Raw genomic sequence first — 16,184 nt, 5'->3', positions numbered from 1 at the left:
ACTAATCACACGGTCGCGGGATCCCGGCCGGCCGCTTCCCCGCGCGCCAGCGCCGCCGTCGCCACCACCATCACGGCGACCGCGGCGATCAGCGTGATCCAGCCCGCCTCTCCGGGCCGCAGCGTCTCGCCGAGCACCACGACACCCAGGGCACAGGCCACCATCGGCTCGGCGACCGTCATCGTCGGCAGCGACGCCGTCAGCGAGCCGGCCCGGAACGACGCCTGCTGCGTCGACGTGCCGAGGATTCCGACCAGGGCCCACGCATACAGCTCGGGGGTGCGCACCAGCTCGACGAGGCCGACCATGCTGGTGACATCGAGGCGATGTACGACGGCCTTGGTGAGCACGGCGAACAGCCCCCACAGTGCGCCGGAGACCACCGCCATGAGCACCGCACTGGTCGACCCGGGCCAGATCCGCGCGCCGATCAGGCACAGCGCCAGGAGGGGTCCCAGCACGGCGGCCACCCCGAGCCACGTCTCCAGCGACGCGCGCGAGTGACCCTCCGTCGGGTTTCCGATCGTCACGATCACGGCGACGGCGCCGGCCAGCAGTGCCGCCCACAGCCACTCCCAGCGCGTCACCCGCCGGTGCGTGAGCCTGGCGTTGATCGGCAGGGCGAACAGCAACGAGGTCACCAGCAGCGCCTGCACCAGAAGAACGGACCCCAGGCCGAGCGCCGCGGCCTGGCACACGAACCCGGCAGCGGCCACCCCGCTGCCCAGCCACCACCTGCCGTCCTTGAGCAGACGCAGGAAAAGCTCCAGGTGACCCACCGATTCGTCGGTCACCTCGTGCGCCGACCGCTGATGGATGACGTCGCCGACGGCGATGAAGAAGGCGGCGGTCAGGGCGAGCAGCGCGGCGAGATCGGCTTTCGCCATGACCACCTCCGTCGAGTTCCTTCCAGGCTTTCGGAGTGAGCCTAGGCATCGGCCATGCCCAAGGCGTGGGCGCAGCGCCGGTCAACCTGTTTCAATAGCTTCGAACCGTTGGACGACTGTGTGCGACGGACAGCTACAGGCGCCGCGCTGCGCGGCACGTGCGTGGGGTCACCTGCGCTGAGGACACGAGGTAACGGACATGACGATCACCGAGCCGGGCGGATCCCAGGAAGCCGACCAGCAGAGCCCCGAGGCCGCGCCCGCACCCAGCCCGACGCCGTCCGCCGCTGCCCCGAAACCCAAACCCGGTCCCGTGCCCCGTCCCGGCCCGCGCCCGGCCACACCGGCATCGACCCCCGTGGTCAGCTCCGTGCCCGCCAGCGACCCGCACCGGTTCGGACGCGTCGACCCCGACGGCACCGTCTGGCTGATCACCGCCTCCGGCGAGCGCACCATCGGGTCGTGGCAGGCCGGTGACGCCGAGGCCGCCTACGCCCACTTCGGCCGCCGCTTCGACGATCTGCAGACCGAGGTCGTGCTGCTCGAGACCAGGCTGGCCTCGGGTTCCGGCGATGCCCGCAAGATCCGGTCGGCGGCGTCGACGCTGGCCCAGACGCTGCCCGAGGCTCATGTGCTGGGCGACGTCGACTCGCTGGCCGCGCGCCTGGCCGCGATCGTCGAGCACGCCGACACCGCCACGCAGGAGGAGAAGGCCAGGCGCGAGGAGCTGCGCGCCGCGCAGACCGCCCGCAAGGAGGCCCTGGCCGCCGAGGCCGAGGACCTCGCCGCCAACGCGACGCAGTGGAAGGCTGCGGGTGACCGCATGCGCGCGATCCTCGACGAGTGGAAGACGATCACGGGCCTCGACCGCAAGGTCGACGACGCGCTGTGGAAGCGCTATTCGGCGGCCCGCGAGACGTTCAATCGCCGCCGCGGTTCACACTTCGCCGAGCTCGACCGCGAACGCGCGGGCGCCAAACAGGCCAAGGAAGCGCTGTGCGTACGGGCCGAGGAGCTGTCCGACTCCACCGAGTGGGGTCCCACCTCCGGCACGTTCAGGGACCTGCTGGCCGAGTGGAAGGCCGCGGGCCGCGCGTCCAAGGACGTCGACGATGCCCTGTGGCAGCGCTTCAAGGCCGCACAGGACAAGTTCTTCTCGGCCCGGAACGCCGCGACCGCGGAGCGCGACGCCGAGTTCCGCGGCAACGCCGCCGCCAAGGAGGCCCTGCTGGCCGAGGCGGAGCGGATCGACACCTCCGATCTCGACGCGGCGAAGAGGGCGCTGCGCGTCATCGGCGAGAAGTGGGACGCCATCGGCAAGGTGCCGCGAGAGCGTTCCGCCGACCTTGAGCGTCGTCTGCGCGCGGTGGAGAAGAAGATTCGCGACGCCCCCACCGGCGGCGTCGACCCGGAGGCCCAGGCCCGCGCCGACCAGTTCCGGGAGCGCGCCGAACAGTTCGAACGTCAGGCGGAGAAGGCGGCCGCCGCGGGCAAGACCAAAGACGCTGAGAAGGCGCGGGCCAGCGCCGAGCAGTGGCGCCAATGGGCCGACGCGGCGGCGGACGCGCTGACCAAGAAGCGCTGAGCGGTTACGACGCCGGCTTGTCGGGGTCGTCGTCGGTGAACGTCTCCAGCAGGCCCTTGCCCTGACCCGCCGCGCTCTGGTTGCGTCGATGCTGTTCTGCCGCCAGGTGCAGCGCGGTGCGGGCGGCGACCACCCGCGCCCAGTTGTAGGCGAGCAGGATGACCGCGAACCAGGCCACGACCAGGCCGATCCCGGGGCCCGGGTACGGATCCGGCGCGGTCTGCCGGGTCCACAGGGCGAGCACGCCGAGGAACGACGCCACCGTCGACCCGGCGAGCGCCACCCACGCCACCGCCCAGCGGCGGGTCAGCAGCGCCAGCATCGAGAAGCCCACCCCGAACACGACGGAGATGATCGCGAACACGCGGTGCGGAAGGGTGACGCCGTTCTCGGATGCGGCCTGGGTGCCGGTGAGGACGTCGAGGCCCCTCGCGCCGCCGGTGTGAGACAGAAACAACGTCGCCAACAGAACGAACACCAGAATGGCGATCACCAAAGCTCTTGGCCCCGGGTCGATTTCACGCGCGACCCGGCGTTCGGCGGCCTCGATGTCGCCCTTGAAGTCGTCGAAGCCGTTTCCGGGCTGCGCGGTCACAGGGAACACCCCGCCGTCACGGCGATGGGAGCGGGGACGCCGATTCCCGGCATACCGAGCCCGACCCTGACACCGTCTTCGCGCGAGCGCTCATCCCCAGTCCTGGGCTTCCGCCCGGCGGCGTGGGCATCGCCGGCGCGGGTGCGCCGGTGCCCGGTGAGCGCGGCGTCGGCGATGAGGTGATGAGGCGCGGCACCGGTGACGGTGGTGACGACGACGTCGCCCGGTCTGATGTCGACCCGCAGGTCGCCGGGTGCGAAATGCACCAGCCTGCCGTCGCGGGCGCGGCCCGACATCCTGGCGGTGGTCACGTCCTTGCGTCCCTCTCCGGTGGCGACCAGCAATTCGACGCTGCGGCCGATCTGAGCCCTGTTCTCTTCCAGCGAGATTCGCTCCTGCAGGTCGATGAGACGCTGATAGCGTTCGGACACAACGTCTTTGGGAATCTGGTCGGCCAGCTCGGCGGCGGGGGTGCCCGGCCGCTTCGAGTACTGGAACGTGAATGCGCTGGCGAAGCGGGACGCCTCGACGACGTCGAGGGTGGCCTGGAAGTCTTCTTCGGTCTCACCGGGGAATCCGACGATCAGGTCGGTGGTGATCGCCGCATGCGGGATCGCGGCGCGGACGCGCTCGATGATGCCCAGATAGCGGTCGGCACGGTAGGAGCGTCGCATCGCGCGCAGGATGCGATCGGATCCGGACTGCAGCGGCATGTGCAGGGTGGGGCACACGTTGGGCGTCTCGGCCATCGCCTCGATCACGTCGTCGGTGAACTCGGCGGGATGCGGTGAGGTGAACCGCACCCGCTCCAGCCCTTCGATGTGGCCGCAGGCGCGCAGCAACGAGGCGAACGCGCCGCGATCGCGCGGCTGTTCCGACCACATCGTCGGGTCCTCGCGCAAGCGCTCGTCCGTCGCGAACGACACTCCGTAGGCGTTGACGTTCTGGCCCAGCAGCGTGATCTCCAGAACACCCTGGTCGACCAGAGATTGCACCTCGGCCAGGATATCCCCGGGTCGTCGGTCCACCTCCTTGCCGCGCAGCGACGGGACGATGCAGAAGGTGCAGGTGTTGTTGCAGCCGACGGAGATCGAAACCCATGCGGCGTAAGACGATTCGCGGCTGGCCGGCAGTGCGGAGGGGAATTCTTGCAGCGCTTCGGCGATTTCGACCTGCGCGACGCGATTGTGGCGGGCGCGGTCGAGCAGCGCGGGCAGCGACCCGATGTTGTGGGTGCCGAAGACGACATCGACCCACGGCGCCTTGCGCAGCACCGAGTCGCGGTCCTTCTGGGCCAGGCAGCCGCCGACGGCGATCTGCATCTGCGGGTCGGCCTGCTTGCGCGGCGCGAGATGACTGAGGTTGCCGTACAGCTTGTTGTCGGCGTTCTCCCGCACCGCGCACGTGTTGAACACCACGATGTCGGCATCGGCGCCTTCGCGGGCGCGTTGGTAGCCGGCCTCTTCGAGAAGGCCGGACAGCCGCTCGGAGTCGTGCACGTTCATCTGGCAGCCGTAGGTACGGACCTCGAACGTGCGCACGTCACGTTCGGCCACGAGCCCGAACGTCTGCTGCGTCACCGTGGAAGTCACCGCCCCATCCTACGGAGGAGGAGGTGTCGGCCCGAAATCGCGCCGACGACGGGGACACAGGGATCGTGGAGTTCCAGGCAAGCTCGGCGATCCCTGGGTAAGGTCAGCACGCATGGAGAGCCCCGGGGAGTCCCCTGCTGTGCCGATGATCTCGGTCAAGGGGGTCAACAAGCACTTCGGCGCCCTCCACGTCCTCAAGGACATCAATCTCGAAGTCGGCAAGGGCCAGGTCGTCGTCGTGCTTGGCCCCTCGGGTTCCGGCAAGTCGACGCTGTGCCGCACGATCAACCGGCTGGAGACCATCGACTCGGGCACCATCGCGATCGACGGTGAGGTCCTGCCCGCGGAGGGACGCAAGCTGGCCGAGCTGCGTTCCGATGTCGGCATGGTGTTCCAGTCCTTCAACCTGTTCGCGCACAAGACAATTCTCGAGAACGTGACGCTGGCGCCGATGAAGGTGCGCAAGGCGTCCAAGGAGAAGGCACGCGAGAACGCGATGCGACTGCTCGAGCGCGTCGGGGTGGCCAACCAGGCCGAGAAGTACCCCGCCCAGCTCTCGGGCGGTCAGCAACAGCGTGTCGCCATCGCGCGGTCGCTGGCGATGGACCCCAAGGTCATGCTGTTCGACGAGCCGACCAGCGCGCTCGATCCCGAGATGATCAACGAGGTGCTCGCGGTCATGTCGGGACTGGCGACCGACGGTATGACGATGCTCGTGGTCACCCATGAGATGGGGTTCGCGCGGCGGGCGGCCAACCGCGTGGTGTTCATGTCGGACGGCGCGATCGTCGAGGACGCCGAACCCCTGCAGTTCTTCGAGAATCCCCAGACCGACCGCGCCAAAGACTTCCTCGGCAAGATCCTCCACCACTGACCCCTACCCGAGCCCCGGCGAAAGGAAATCCCGCATGTCCCCGAAGTTCCTCTCCAAGCGCGTCATCGGTGCGCTCGCCCTGGCAGCTACGCTGCCCTTCGCCGCGACCGCCTGCGGCGGCGGTGACAGCGGAGGCGGCGGTGGCGGCGGCGGTGACACCATCGTCATCGGCACCAAATTCGACCAGCCCGGCCTCGGGATGAAGAATCCCGACGGCACGATGAGCGGCTTCGACGTCGACGTCGCCACCTATGTCGCGGGCGAACTCGGGTACGCCCCCGACAAGATCGAATGGAAGGAAGCGCCGTCGGCGCAGCGCGAGAACCTGATCCAGAACGGCCAGGTCGAATTCATCGCGGCGACGTACTCCATCACCGACGCCCGTAAGGAGAAGGTGGCCTTCGCCGGGCCCTACCTGATCACGGGGCAGAGCCTGCTGGTGCGCGCGGACAACTCCGACATCACCGGGGCCGCCTCGCTGGAGAACAACAAGATCCTTTGCTCGGTGTCCGGGTCGACGCCGGCGCAGAAGATCAAGGACGAATACCAGGGCGTGCAGTTGCAGCAGTACGACACGTACTCCGCATGCATCGACGCGCTGAAGAACGGCGCGGTCGATGCGGTGACGACCGACGAGGTCATCCTCGCCGGTTACGCGGCGCAGACCCCCGGCACGTTCAAGATCGTCGGGGACACGTTCTCCGAGGAGCGCTACGGCATCGGCCTGACGAAGGACGACGGTGAGCTGCGCACCAAGATCAACGACGCGTTGAAGAAGATGGAAGAAAGCGGCGCCTGGAAGGAAGCGTTCGACAAGAACCTCGGCCCTGCCGGCATCACCGCGCCCGCGCCGCCGCCGCTCGACAACTGAGCGCCCGCTAGGTACCGGAGCCGCACGTGGAGGTTTTCACCGAGTATCGCGCGGAGATTTTCGCCGCGTTCTGGACGACGATCCAGCTCACGGTCCTCTCGGCGGTCGGTGCTCTCGTCCTCGGCACGGTGCTGGCCGCGATGCGGCTGGCACCGGTGCCGATGCTCAACTGGCTGGGCACCGCGTACGTCAACGTCGTGCGCAACACCCCGTTGACGCTGATCATCCTGTTCTGCTCGTTCGGCTTGGCTCAGACACTGGGGCTGACTCTCGCCACCCGGCAGTCCCCGACGTTCATCGCTGACAGCGGTTTCCGGTTGGCGGTGTTGGGCCTGACGGTCTACACGGCCTCCTTCGTATGTGAGACGGTGCGATCAGGGGTGAACACCATCCCGCTGGGCCAAGCCGAGGCAGCTCGGTCACTCGGCCTGACGTTCGGGCAGAACCTGCGGATCGTGTTGTTGCCGCAGGCTTTCCGCGCTGTGATCATTCCACTCGGTTCGGTGCTGATCGCGCTGACCAAGAACACGACCATCGCCTCGGCGATCGGCGTTGCCGAGGCGGCGCTGCTGATGAAAGAGATGATCGAGAACACCGCGGCGGTGCTGGTGGTCGGTGGCATCTTCGCGCTGGGCTTCGTGATCCTGACCCTGCCGCTGGGACTGTTGTTCGGGTGGCTGGGCAAGCGATTGGCGGTGGCGCGCTAGAGATGGCTGGTTCCTCCGTCCTCTTCGACGCACCCGGCCCCCGGGCGCGGGTGCGCAACCGCGTCGTCACCGCAGTCACGATCGTGGCGGTACTGGCAATCGGCTGGGTGGTGTACTCGCGCCTGAACGAGCGCGGTCAGCTCACCGCCGAGAAGTGGGAGCCGTTCCTGACTCCCGACCTGTGGCGCACCTACGTCCTTCCAGGCATCGAGGGCACGCTGACCGCCGCCGCGGTGTCGATCGTGCTCGCGCTGGCGCTCGGGTTCGTCATGGGCGTCGGCCGGTTGTCGACCCATGCCGGAATCCGTTGGGTCGCATCGGTGTTCGTCGAGTTCTTTCGCGCGGTGCCGGTGCTGATCATGATGATCTTCGCGTACTTCCTCTTCGCGTTCTACGAGGTGTTTCCGTCTGAATACCTCGCCCTTGCCGGTGTGATCACCGGCCTCACGCTGTACAACGGCGCCGTGATCGCCGAGATCGTGCGCGCCGGCGTCCATGCGCTGCCGCGCGGGCAGGCCGAAGCGGCGTCGGCGCTCGGCCTGACCTGGGGCCAGACGATACGCTCGATTCTGCTCCCCCAAGCCATCACCTCGATGCTGCCGGTGCTGATCTCCCAGCTCGTTGTCGTGCTGAAGGACACCGCGCTGGGATACCAGATCACCTTCGTCGAGATGGTGCGTCAGGGCACGGTGATCGGTTCGGCCTATGGCAACTACATTCCGGCCCTGATCGTGATCGCGGCGCTGATGATCGCCCTCAACTTCACGCTGTCCTGGCTGGCCACCCGGCTGGAGAGACGGTTGCGGCGCTCCAGCAAGGGACCCACCCCGATGGAGGCCGAGCCGCTCGACCTGCAGGGTGAACGCAGCCGCGGGGTCTGACCCGATTCCGATGACCGCGAGCCTGCACGCTTTCCAGATCCTGCCCGAGTCGACGCTGCGCGACATGGTCGACCTGATGGTCCGCCTCATCGAGGCCTGTGGTGCCGTCGTCATCATGATCGGGGCGGTCGTCGCCATCGCGAAGTTCGTTGTCGCGCTGGGACGGCGCGACATCAACCGGTTCTCCTCCGTACGCCTGACGTTGGCCCGCTTTCTGGTGCTGGGGTTGGAGTTTCAGCTCGCCGCCGACGTGTTGCGCACCGCGATCTCGCCGTCCTTCGAGGAGATCGGCAAGCTGGCTGCCATCGCGGCGATCCGCACCGTCCTGAACTATTTCCTCAATCGCGAGATCGCCCAGGAGCAGGCGGAGATCGAAAAACTCAGGAATCCGCCTCAGCACGAGCGGCCTGCCGATCCCCCGCGTACGCCCCCGTGAGCGTCCTTCTCGGCGCGGCAGGCTTCTTCGCATTCGCCGGAATCCTGGTGGGGATCGCGACACTGGTGGTGTTCCGGCGGCCGTTGCTCGCGCTGCGGGTGACGCTGGAGTTGCTGACCGCGGCCGGGCTGTTGCGGTTGAGCGTCGATTCCTCGTGGGCGGCTATCGCGGTGACGGCAGTGCTGATCCTGGTGCGCCAAGCAGTCACCCGCAGTTTGGTCGCCGACCTGACGGCGCCGCCGTGGCGGACGCACCGGATCGTCTAGACCCGGCGACGTTCCCGCTCGTTGGCCAGTTCCGCGGTGACGACGTCCACGGCCATCGACTGGTGATAGCCCCGCCGGGCGAGCATTCCGACCAGCCTGCGCGTCACCTTGTTCTCGGCGTCCCGGTCGTCGGGATCACCAAGCTTTTCCCGGCGTAACTTGTCGCGAACCAACTGCTCGGCGCGGGTGCGTTCAGCACCGGCGTCGATGTCGGCCAGCGCGGAGTCGATCACCTCGTTGTCGACGCCCTTGTTGCGTAATTCGGCGGCCAACGCGCGCTTGCCTTTTCCCGCATTCTGACGCCTGGACCGGACCCACTGTTCGGCGAAGTCCTCGTCGTCGACGAGACCGACCTGCGTCAGCCGGTCGAGCACCGCGGCACTGACATCGTCGGGGTAGCCCCGCTTGGCCAGCTGCGCCTCCAACTCGGCCCTCGTTCGCGCCCTCGCGGTGAGCAGGCGCAGGCACAGGGCCCGCGCCTGCTCGGCGCGCTTGTCGGAATCCTCGGCGTGACCCGCGGCCCCGGCGGAATCAGAAGTCGACGGGAGCGGGAAGAGCGCCATCGGCTGCGTCATCGGTCAACTGGGCCCCGATACCGAGCTTCTCTTTGATCTTCTTCTCGATCTCGTTGGCCACATCGACGTTCTCCAGCAAGAAGTTTCGCGCATTCTCCTTGCCCTGGCCCAGCTGCTCACCGTCATAGGTGAACCAGGATCCCGACTTGCGGATGAAGCCGTGCTCGACACCCATGTCGATGAGCGAGCCCTCCCTGCTGATGCCCTTGCCGTAGAGGATGTCGAACTCGGCCTGCTTGAACGGCGGCGACACCTTGTTCTTGACGACCTTGACCCTGGTGCGGTTGCCGACCGCGTCGGTGCCGTCCTTGAGGGTCTCGATGCGGCGGACGTCCATGCGGACCGACGCGTAGAACTTCAGCGCCTTACCGCCCGTGGTGGTCTCGGGAGAGCCGAACATCACGCCGATCTTCTCGCGGAGCTGGTTGATGAAGATGGCCGTGGTGCCCGAGTTGTTCAGCGCGCCGGTCATCTTCCGCAGCGCCTGGCTCATCAGGCGGGCCTGCAGGCCGACGTGGCTGTCGCCCATCTCGCCCTCGATCTCGGCGCGCGGCACCAGAGCCGCGACAGAGTCGATGACCAGGATGTCCAGCGCGCCGGACCGAATCAGCATGTCGGCGATCTCGAGCGCCTGCTCACCGGTGTCGGGCTGGGAGACCAGCAGCGCGTCGGTGTCCACGCCGAGCTTCTTGGCGTAGTCGGGGTCCAGCGCGTGCTCGGCGTCGATGAAGGCGGCGATGCCGCCCGCGGCCTGGGCATTGGCGACGGCGTGCAGGGCGACGGTGGTCTTACCGGAGGATTCCGGACCGTAGATCTCGATGACGCGGCCGCGGGGCAGCCCGCCGATGCCGAGTGCGACATCGAGGGCGATCGAACCGGTCGGGATGACCGAGATCGGTGGGCGCACATCCTCGCCCAGCCGCATGACCGAGCCCTTGCCGAAGTTCTTGTCGATCTGTGCCAGCGCGAGTTCGAGGGCCTTCTCGCGATCGGGGGCTTGCGGTGCCATGGTGATACCTCTCCGGTAGTCGTTGTTGACCGGTTCTCGGTCGGTTGGCCGTGACGTTAAGCGAGGCCACCGACAAGTCCTGCGGTCGAACTTCCACCACACTAGCGAACAGGTGTTCGAAGGCAAGCAGACACGCCGATGGGCGCGCTTACGACGCCGAAGTCGCTGTCAGGATCGTGGCGCGGTGATGGATGGGCGTGTTGACCGAACGGGCGATGAAGCAGTAGTCGCCGACCTGATGGTGCAGGCGCTCCGCGAGTTCCTGGTCGGCGCCGGGTGCGACGGTCACCACGGGATGCAGCGTGACACTCTCGAATTGCCCTGCGCCGCCGGGTTCTTCGATCATCACCGCAGTAGGCCGATCGTGATATTCGGTGACCGTGATGCCCGCGGCCGCCGCCAGGGCCAGATACCAGAGCATGTGACACTGGGCGATCGACGCGACGTAGAGCTGTTCGGGATTCCAGCGGGTGGGATCACCCCGGAACGCCGGATCCGACGAACCCTCGACCGGCTGGTGCCCGTCGGCTTCGACCACGTGATTCCGCGAATACGACCACGCGTTCTGCGTGCCGATCCCCTGATTGCCCGTCCAGGTCAGGGAGATCTCGTAGGTGTGGCGGTTCACCGGCCCCTCACCACTGATCGCGGGGCACGTCGAAATCCGCGCACAGGGCCCGCCACACGTCGCGCGGCTCGACGCCGTCCTCGATCGCCTGCGCGGCCGTGCGGCCACCGATGCTGGTCAGCACATGGTCCATCAGCATCGATGAGGCGCGCACCGCGCCGAACTGCCCCTCGACCAGTTCCTGGAATTCCGTGAGCCGCACGAACCCAACCTACGCCGAGGCGCCGAGCGCGTCATGGCACACCCGTACCGGATCCGCGACATCGGCGACGCTGGCGCCCGCCCGCGCCGCGGCCTCCCGATGGCGCGCCGAACCGAGCACGTCGCGCACGGCCGCGGCCAACGCGTCAGCCGTCAGCGGCCGGACCAGCTGCCCACTGCCCTGTCGCACAAGCCGATTGGCGATCTCCCACTGATCACCCCCGCCGGGCACGACCACCATCGGAACGCCGGCGAGCAACGACTTGGCGACCGTGCCGTGCCCGCCGCCACAGATGAGCAGGTCGGCGCGTGACAGCAGGTCGTCCTGGCGCCCCAGCCCGACGACCGCCCACGGTGGAATTTCGGTCTCGGCGTCGTCCAGCTGGGACACCGCCACGCGCGCGCCCTCGGGGAGCACCTCCCCCGGCACGAGCGTCGACAGCGCAAGTTCGACGAGACCACCCGCACCCGTCGTCGCGGTCGACGGCGCGACGGCCACGACGGGTCCCTCTCCATCGGGCAGCTCGAGCACCTCGCTGGTGGGCTCGAAGTGCAGGGGTCCGACCAGGACGGCTTCCTCGGGCCAGTCGGGGCGCGGCACCTCGAGGGCGGGCAGCGTGGCGATCAGGCGGCGCACCGGGCCGGGATCCTCGGCCGGCAGCCCTATGCCCCGGCGGGCCTCGGCACGCTGGCGCAGCCCTTCACGCCAGGATCGCGCGCTCAATGACCGCAGCACCGCGTCGCGCATCCGGCCGCGGAACCCTACGCCGGGCGCCAGCCCGCTGCCCACCGGTGGCAGACCTTTCGAGGGCCGGTACAGCGGGTGGGTGTTCAGCTCCACCCAGGGGAGGCCGAGCAGATCGGCGGCCAACCCTCCGCACGCGGTGATCGAATCGGACACCACCAGGTCGGGTCGCAGTTCGGCGATCCGGTCCCGGTTCAGCACAGCCATCCGTGCGGCCCGCTGATGAATCTTGGCTCCGGCGTCGGCATCGTCGTCGAACGCGGTCGGATCCAGACCGTCCAGTTCGATCGCGTCGATGCCCTCCGCACGGGCCACATCGAGCCACTTGGTGCCGGTCAGCAGGGTCGGCGTATCCCCCGCGGCCAGGAATCTCAGGCAGAGCGCGATCGCCGGAAAGGAGTGTCCCGGGTCGGGTCCGGCGACCACGGCAACGCGCATGCGGGCTACCCTGCCACAGCCCGGGTGGCTAGGCTCGGGCGATATGACTGACGAGGCACTCCCCACCGCCACCCCAGCGATCGCCGACAAGGCCGACGTCGTCCAGAGGTTCCTCTACGCCCTCGAGGACAACGATTTCGACACCTTCGAGGAACTCGCCGCGCCGGATCTGGTCTGGCAGAACGTCGGATTGCCGTCGATCCGCGGGCGGGCCAGGATTCTGACGATGCTGCGTCGCGCCGAAGGCAAGGGCGGATTCGCGGTGAAGTTCCACCGCGTGGCTGCCGAGGGCGGCACGGTGCTCACCGAGCGCACCGACGCGATCATCCTCGGCCCTCTGCGTCTGCAGTTCTGGGTGTGCGGGCGGTTCGACTTCGACGCGGCCGGACAGATCACGCTGTGGCGCGATTACTTCGACCTGTTCGATGTCATGGTCAAGGCGCCGCTGCGCGCGCTGCCGGGCATCCTCGTGCCGGCACTTCGCCCGAAGTTCTAGGCGCCGCGCAGCCGGCCCAGCTCGTCGAACGCCTGGGCCCAGCCCATCAGCCGGTCGGTGGCCATCCCGAGCTGGTCGCGGTAACGCCGCTGCGACATCGGTGAGCTCGACAGCGACCCGGAGTTCGCGGCGGACACCAATTGTGCTGCGGCGGACACCATTTCGTTGTACTGGTGGGCGCCACGGTCGAGTTGCGTGGCGAACGCGGTGATCGTGGGCGTCAGGTGGCCCCGCGACTGCGGTGAGGACTTGACCGCCTTCTCCATCGACACCACCTCGGCGGCGGTGGCGGACATGGTCGCGGCGGTCTGCTCCGCCGCCACACGCAGCTCGAGAAGGTCACCGGGCGGCAGCATCTGCCCGCGCTCGAGGATGCGGAGCAGCGAGATGAACCCGCGCTCGGACGCCGCCAGCGAGGCCATCGGCTGGCGCGCCGCCGAACCCCACGGCGGAAGGCGCCGCAGGCCGTGCGTCCGCTGCGGGGGCAGCGGTTCCCCGCGCAGCCAGCGGTACCGCAGGAAGGCCAGTGTGGCCAGGAACGCGGCGCCGACCGCGATCGGTGACGGGATGAACAGCGCCCACACCGGGGTGCTCCACGAGGCCAGCAGCGCCGTGACACCCACCCAGAACACCGCGGACACGGTGAAGAACCAGCCGAGTCGCAGCGCCCAGCGCCGTTTGCGCAGCAGCTTGGCGCGCGGGTCGGCCGCGGCATTGAGCTTCTCGGCTACCATGTCCGACCATTCCGCAGCGGTGTCGATGCCGCGCTGCGCCATCGAGCGCCAGGCTTCCGGTCGTCCGGTCCGAGAACTCACCACTTACTCCCGTAAGTTATTGCGACAGCGGGTTTTCCGGTGTCGGATTAGCGTTGGCCGCCGGGGTTGCCGGTGCCTGATTGGGCGCGGCGGCGGTTCCGCCGGTGGGCAGCTGCTCGCCGCGCATCGACGCCCGGATCTGCTCCAGGCGCGAATGGCCGGCCATCTGAACGCTGGCCTGCTGAACTTCGAGCATGCGTCCCTGTACCGAGTTCTGCGCCAGCTCGGCGGAGCCGATCGCATTGGCGTAGCGGCGTTCGATCTTGTCGCGCACCTCGTCGAGGCTCGGCGTATTGCCCGGCGCGGCAAGCTCACTCATCGACCGCAGCGAGGCACTGACCTGCTCCTGCATCTTGGCCTGCTCCAGCTGCGACAGCAGCTTCGTGCGCTCGGCGATCTTCTGCTGCAGCATCATCGCGTTCTGCTCGACGGCCTTCTTGGCCTGCCCCGCGGCCTGCAGCGCCTGATCGTGCAGACCCTTGAGGTCTTCGACGCTCTGTTCGGCGGTGACGAGCTGCGCGGCGAACGCCTCGGCGGCGTTGTTGTACTCGGTGGCCTTCTGGGAGTCACCGGCGGCGACCGCCTGGTCGGCCAGCGTCAGAGCCTGCCGGACGTTGACCTGGAGCTTCTCGATGTCGGCGAGCTGGCGGTTGAGCCGCATCTCCAGCTGACGCTGGTTGCCGATCACCTGTGCGGCCTGCTGGGTCAGTCCCTGATGCTGACGCTGGGCTTCCTCGATCGCCTGCTGGATCTGCACCTTCGGGTCGGCGTACTCGTCGACCTTGGAGCTGAACAGCGCCATGAGGTACTTCCACGCCTTGGTGAACGGATTGGCCATGACTTCATTCCGCCTTCGTGTCTGTCGAACCATGTCCTGATCTGGCCCGGTGGCTTACCGGCAAGTGCTTGGATCCCAACCTATCGGTTCCGCGCAGATCACCACACCCCTGCGCGGCGAACCGGTCAGGCCACCGCCATGGAGACGACCTGCGGGATGACGACCTTGGTCGCAACGTCGATGGTCGACGTCCCCGCGGCGGCGCGGGACTCCTCGACGGCGAGGTCGTCACCGGCTGCGGAGAGCACCCGCGACAGTGGGACGTCCAACGCGGTGCAGATGGCGCTCAGCAGCTCGCTGGAGGCCTCTTTGCGGCCGCGTTCGACCTCGGACAGATAGCCCAGGCTCACCCTGGCCGAATCGGACACCTCGCGCAGAGTGCGCCCCTGCTCGACCCGGGCACGACGCAGCACGTCGCCGATCACCTCGCGCAGCAATGCCGTCATCGCGCATCCTCCTTGTCTCGACTATCCAGACCAACGCTCGACGTCGGCGAGTTGGTTCCCGAAGTTCCCGCAAACCTCGGGAGACGTTCTCCGTCTGCTTGCGGATCGTGAGGTCTGCGACAGGGAACGGGCCTCGTCATCGACCAGCGGATCGTCCACGCGAATCTCTGAACGCCGAGACGAAGTAGTCGACCCCGGTGATCACCGTCAGCACCACGGCGGCGAGCATGATCACCCACGCCCCGGTCAGCCACGCGCCGGACAGCGGCAGGATGAACAATCCGATGGCGACGGCCTGCACCAGGGTCTTGAGCTTCCCGCCGCGGCTGGCCGGGATGACGCCGCGGCGCAGCACCGCCAGGCGCAGCAGGGTCACTCCGAGTTCGCGGACGAGGATGACGACGGTCACCCACCACGGGAGGTCGCCCAGCATCGAGAGTCCGATGAGCGCCGCGCCGATCAGCGCCTTGTCGGCGATCGGGTCGGCCAGCGTGCCGAACTCGGTCACCATCCCGTAACTGCGGGCCAGCGCGCCGTCGAGATGGTCGGTGATCACGGCGACGGCGAAGACGGCGAAAGCGGTGACGCGCCAATATGTTTCGTGACCGTCGCCGACGAACAGGGCGACGAGGAAGACCGGCACCAGCACGAAGCGGATGCCGGTGAGCACATTTGCGAGGTTGGCGACGCGGGCGCGCGGAACCACTGGGTCTACATGTGGTTGGCCCGGCACCGCCACAGAATACTGGTTGCCGGTGTCGATACTCTTCGGAGCATGAGCGCAGATCCTGGCACGCCTGCCGGCGAGGTCGTGGTGCGCCGGGCAACGACATCCGACGTGGCGGCGATCAAGGAACTCGTCGACATCTATGCGGGCAAGATCCTGCTGGAGAAGAACCTGGTGACGCTGTACGAGTCCGTGCAGGAGTTCTGGGTGGCCGACGTCGACGGTGAACTGATCGGTTGCGGCGCCCTGCACGTACTGTGGGCCGACCTCGGCGAGGTGCGTACGGTCGCCGTCCACCCCAAGGTCCGTGGTCGGGGTGTGGGTCACGCGATCGTGGAACGGCTGTTGGCGGTGGCCGCCGAACTGCATCTGCGCCGGATCTTCGTCCTCACCTTCGAAACGGATTTCTTCGCCAGGCACGGCTTCACGGAGATCGAGGGCACACCGGTGACCTCGGAGGTCTACGAAGAGATGTGCAGGTCCTACGACACGGGTGTGGCAGAGTTCCTCGACCTGTCCTACGTCAAGCCGAACATCCTCGGCAACACGCGGATGTTGTTGAGCCTGTGACT

The 16,184-nt window shown here is 67.9% G+C and carries 21 protein-coding genes; 9 read left to right on the top strand and 12 right to left on the bottom strand.

Annotation, left to right across the window (positions count from 1 at the left end; all coding sequences use genetic code 11):
* Positions 1-5: 5 nt before the first annotated feature.
* Positions 6-887, bottom strand: coding sequence for a DMT family transporter (locus ACAG24_RS28245; RefSeq protein WP_370476043.1), 882 nt, complete (start codon positions 885-887; stop codon positions 6-8).
* A gap of 199 nt (positions 888-1,086) precedes the next feature.
* Between ACAG24_RS28245 and ACAG24_RS28240 the strand changes: the two genes are divergently transcribed.
* A complete protein-coding gene (locus tag ACAG24_RS28240; RefSeq protein ID WP_370476044.1) occupies positions 1,087-2,472 on the top strand; it encodes a DUF349 domain-containing protein in 1,386 nt (461 codons plus the stop codon).
* Between the two features lie 4 nt (positions 2,473-2,476).
* Here the strand turns inward: ACAG24_RS28240 and ACAG24_RS28235 are convergent, their stop codons facing one another.
* Complete coding sequence (locus ACAG24_RS28235) at positions 2,477-3,076, bottom strand: Rv2732c family membrane protein (protein WP_370476045.1); 600 nt, start codon at positions 3,074-3,076, stop codon at positions 2,477-2,479.
* On the bottom strand, positions 3,064-4,659 hold the full coding sequence (gene miaB / locus ACAG24_RS28230; RefSeq protein ID WP_370476046.1) for a tRNA (N6-isopentenyl adenosine(37)-C2)-methylthiotransferase MiaB: 1,596 nt from the start codon (positions 4,657-4,659) through the stop codon (positions 3,064-3,066). The genes ACAG24_RS28235 and miaB overlap by 13 nt, the downstream gene beginning before the upstream one ends.
* A gap of 145 nt (positions 4,660-4,804) precedes the next feature.
* On the opposite strand from miaB, the gene ACAG24_RS28225 reads away from it, so the two are divergent.
* The 6 genes from ACAG24_RS28225 to ACAG24_RS28200 are packed head-to-tail and all read left to right on the top strand — an operon-like array spanning position 4,805 to position 8,694.
* Positions 4,805-5,533, top strand: a complete 729-nt coding sequence (locus ACAG24_RS28225; RefSeq protein ID WP_370476080.1) for an amino acid ABC transporter ATP-binding protein — start codon at positions 4,805-4,807, stop codon at positions 5,531-5,533.
* Positions 5,534-5,567: 34 nt separating this feature from the next.
* Positions 5,568-6,404 (top strand): glutamate ABC transporter substrate-binding protein, encoded by an 837-nt coding sequence (locus tag ACAG24_RS28220; protein WP_370476047.1) that lies wholly within the window; start codon positions 5,568-5,570, stop codon positions 6,402-6,404.
* Between the two features lie 26 nt (positions 6,405-6,430).
* Positions 6,431-7,111 (top strand): amino acid ABC transporter permease, encoded by a 681-nt coding sequence (locus ACAG24_RS28215; protein WP_370476048.1) that lies wholly within the window; start codon positions 6,431-6,433, stop codon positions 7,109-7,111.
* Between the two features lie 2 nt (positions 7,112-7,113).
* A complete protein-coding gene (locus tag ACAG24_RS28210; protein ID WP_370476049.1) occupies positions 7,114-7,992 on the top strand; it encodes an amino acid ABC transporter permease in 879 nt (292 codons plus the stop codon).
* Between the two features lie 10 nt (positions 7,993-8,002).
* Positions 8,003-8,428, top strand: a complete 426-nt coding sequence (locus ACAG24_RS28205) for a DUF1622 domain-containing protein (RefSeq protein WP_370476050.1) — start codon at positions 8,003-8,005, stop codon at positions 8,426-8,428.
* Positions 8,425-8,694 carry a hypothetical protein gene (locus ACAG24_RS28200; protein ID WP_370476051.1) on the top strand — a complete coding sequence of 90 codons (270 nt, stop codon included), beginning with the start codon at positions 8,425-8,427 and terminating at the stop codon, positions 8,692-8,694. Before ACAG24_RS28205 ends, ACAG24_RS28200 begins: the two co-directional genes overlap by 4 nt.
* Here the strand turns inward: ACAG24_RS28200 and recX are convergent.
* From recX to ACAG24_RS28175, 5 genes are all read right to left on the bottom strand, one after another.
* A complete protein-coding gene (recX, locus tag ACAG24_RS28195; RefSeq protein ID WP_370476081.1) occupies positions 8,691-9,257 on the bottom strand; it encodes a recombination regulator RecX in 567 nt (188 codons plus the stop codon). The genes ACAG24_RS28200 and recX overlap by 4 nt on opposite strands.
* Positions 9,226-10,278, bottom strand: a complete 1,053-nt coding sequence (gene recA, locus ACAG24_RS28190; protein ID WP_024445946.1) for a recombinase RecA — start codon at positions 10,276-10,278, stop codon at positions 9,226-9,228. Before recA ends, recX begins: the two co-directional genes overlap by 32 nt.
* A gap of 148 nt (positions 10,279-10,426) precedes the next feature.
* Positions 10,427-10,906, bottom strand: a complete 480-nt coding sequence (locus ACAG24_RS28185) for an OsmC family protein (RefSeq protein ID WP_370476052.1) — start codon at positions 10,904-10,906, stop codon at positions 10,427-10,429.
* A gap of 7 nt (positions 10,907-10,913) precedes the next feature.
* On the bottom strand, positions 10,914-11,108 hold the full coding sequence (locus ACAG24_RS28180) for a DUF3046 domain-containing protein (protein ID WP_085176992.1): 195 nt from the start codon (positions 11,106-11,108) through the stop codon (positions 10,914-10,916).
* A gap of 9 nt (positions 11,109-11,117) precedes the next feature.
* Positions 11,118-12,290 carry a glycosyltransferase gene (locus ACAG24_RS28175; protein ID WP_370476053.1) on the bottom strand — a complete coding sequence of 391 codons (1,173 nt, stop codon included), beginning with the start codon at positions 12,288-12,290 and terminating at the stop codon, positions 11,118-11,120.
* A gap of 43 nt (positions 12,291-12,333) precedes the next feature.
* Between ACAG24_RS28175 and ACAG24_RS28170 the strand changes: the two genes are divergently transcribed.
* A complete protein-coding gene (locus tag ACAG24_RS28170; protein WP_370476054.1) occupies positions 12,334-12,786 on the top strand; it encodes a limonene-1,2-epoxide hydrolase family protein in 453 nt (150 codons plus the stop codon).
* Here ACAG24_RS28170 and pspM read toward each other — a convergent pair.
* The 4 genes from pspM to pgsA all read right to left on the bottom strand — a co-directional run bounded on the left by pspM (position 12,783) and on the right by pgsA (position 15,618).
* Complete coding sequence (pspM, locus tag ACAG24_RS28165; RefSeq protein WP_370476055.1) at positions 12,783-13,601, bottom strand: phage shock envelope stress response protein PspM; 819 nt, start codon at positions 13,599-13,601, stop codon at positions 12,783-12,785. The two genes, ACAG24_RS28170 and pspM, sit on opposite strands and share 4 nt — an antisense overlap.
* Before the next feature lie 16 nt (positions 13,602-13,617).
* Positions 13,618-14,439: a phage shock protein PspA gene (pspA, locus tag ACAG24_RS28160; protein WP_370476056.1), complete on the bottom strand. Its 822-nt coding sequence runs from the start codon at positions 14,437-14,439 to the stop codon at positions 13,618-13,620.
* 125 nt (positions 14,440-14,564) lie between these two features.
* Positions 14,565-14,885, bottom strand: coding sequence for a transcriptional regulator ClgR (gene clgR, locus ACAG24_RS28155; protein WP_370476057.1), 321 nt, complete (start codon positions 14,883-14,885; stop codon positions 14,565-14,567).
* Positions 14,886-15,021: 136 nt separating this feature from the next.
* Complete coding sequence (pgsA, locus tag ACAG24_RS28150) at positions 15,022-15,618, bottom strand: CDP-diacylglycerol--glycerol-3-phosphate 3-phosphatidyltransferase (protein WP_370476058.1); 597 nt, start codon at positions 15,616-15,618, stop codon at positions 15,022-15,024.
* Positions 15,619-15,660: 42 nt separating this feature from the next.
* Between pgsA and ACAG24_RS28145 the strand changes: the two genes are divergently transcribed.
* Complete coding sequence (locus ACAG24_RS28145) at positions 15,661-16,182, top strand: amino-acid N-acetyltransferase (protein WP_370476059.1); 522 nt, start codon at positions 15,661-15,663, stop codon at positions 16,180-16,182.
* The last annotated feature ends 2 nt before the right edge of the window (positions 16,183-16,184 follow it).

Source organism: Mycobacterium bulgaricum, assembly GCF_041287165.2.
GTDB lineage: Bacteria > Actinomycetota > Actinomycetes > Mycobacteriales > Mycobacteriaceae > Mycobacterium > Mycobacterium bulgaricum.
Note: the sequence above shows the minus strand (reverse complement) of the source record. Positions and strands in the feature narration are given on the sequence as shown.

Coding starts and splice junctions, on each gene's coding strand:
- ACAG24_RS28245 (WP_370476043.1), bottom strand. CDS start 887: ATGGCGAAAGCCGATCTCGCCGCGCTGCTCGCCCTGACCGCCGCCTTC.
- ACAG24_RS28240 (WP_370476044.1), top strand. CDS start 1,087: ATGACGATCACCGAGCCGGGCGGATCCCAGGAAGCCGACCAGCAGAGC.
- ACAG24_RS28225 (WP_370476080.1), top strand. CDS start 4,805: ATGATCTCGGTCAAGGGGGTCAACAAGCACTTCGGCGCCCTCCACGTC.
- ACAG24_RS28220 (WP_370476047.1), top strand. CDS start 5,568: ATGTCCCCGAAGTTCCTCTCCAAGCGCGTCATCGGTGCGCTCGCCCTG.
- ACAG24_RS28210 (WP_370476049.1), top strand. CDS start 7,114: ATGGCTGGTTCCTCCGTCCTCTTCGACGCACCCGGCCCCCGGGCGCGG.
- ACAG24_RS28205 (WP_370476050.1), top strand. CDS start 8,003: ATGACCGCGAGCCTGCACGCTTTCCAGATCCTGCCCGAGTCGACGCTG.
- recX (WP_370476081.1), bottom strand. CDS start 9,257: ATGGCGCTCTTCCCGCTCCCGTCGACTTCTGATTCCGCCGGGGCCGCG.
- recA (WP_024445946.1), bottom strand. CDS start 10,278: ATGGCACCGCAAGCCCCCGATCGCGAGAAGGCCCTCGAACTCGCGCTG.
- ACAG24_RS28175 (WP_370476053.1), bottom strand. CDS start 12,290: ATGCGCGTTGCCGTGGTCGCCGGACCCGACCCGGGACACTCCTTTCCG.
- ACAG24_RS28170 (WP_370476054.1), top strand. CDS start 12,334: ATGACTGACGAGGCACTCCCCACCGCCACCCCAGCGATCGCCGACAAG.
- pspA (WP_370476056.1), bottom strand. CDS start 14,439: ATGGCCAATCCGTTCACCAAGGCGTGGAAGTACCTCATGGCGCTGTTC.
- clgR (WP_370476057.1), bottom strand. CDS start 14,885: ATGACGGCATTGCTGCGCGAGGTGATCGGCGACGTGCTGCGTCGTGCC.
- ACAG24_RS28145 (WP_370476059.1), top strand. CDS start 15,661: ATGAGCGCAGATCCTGGCACGCCTGCCGGCGAGGTCGTGGTGCGCCGG.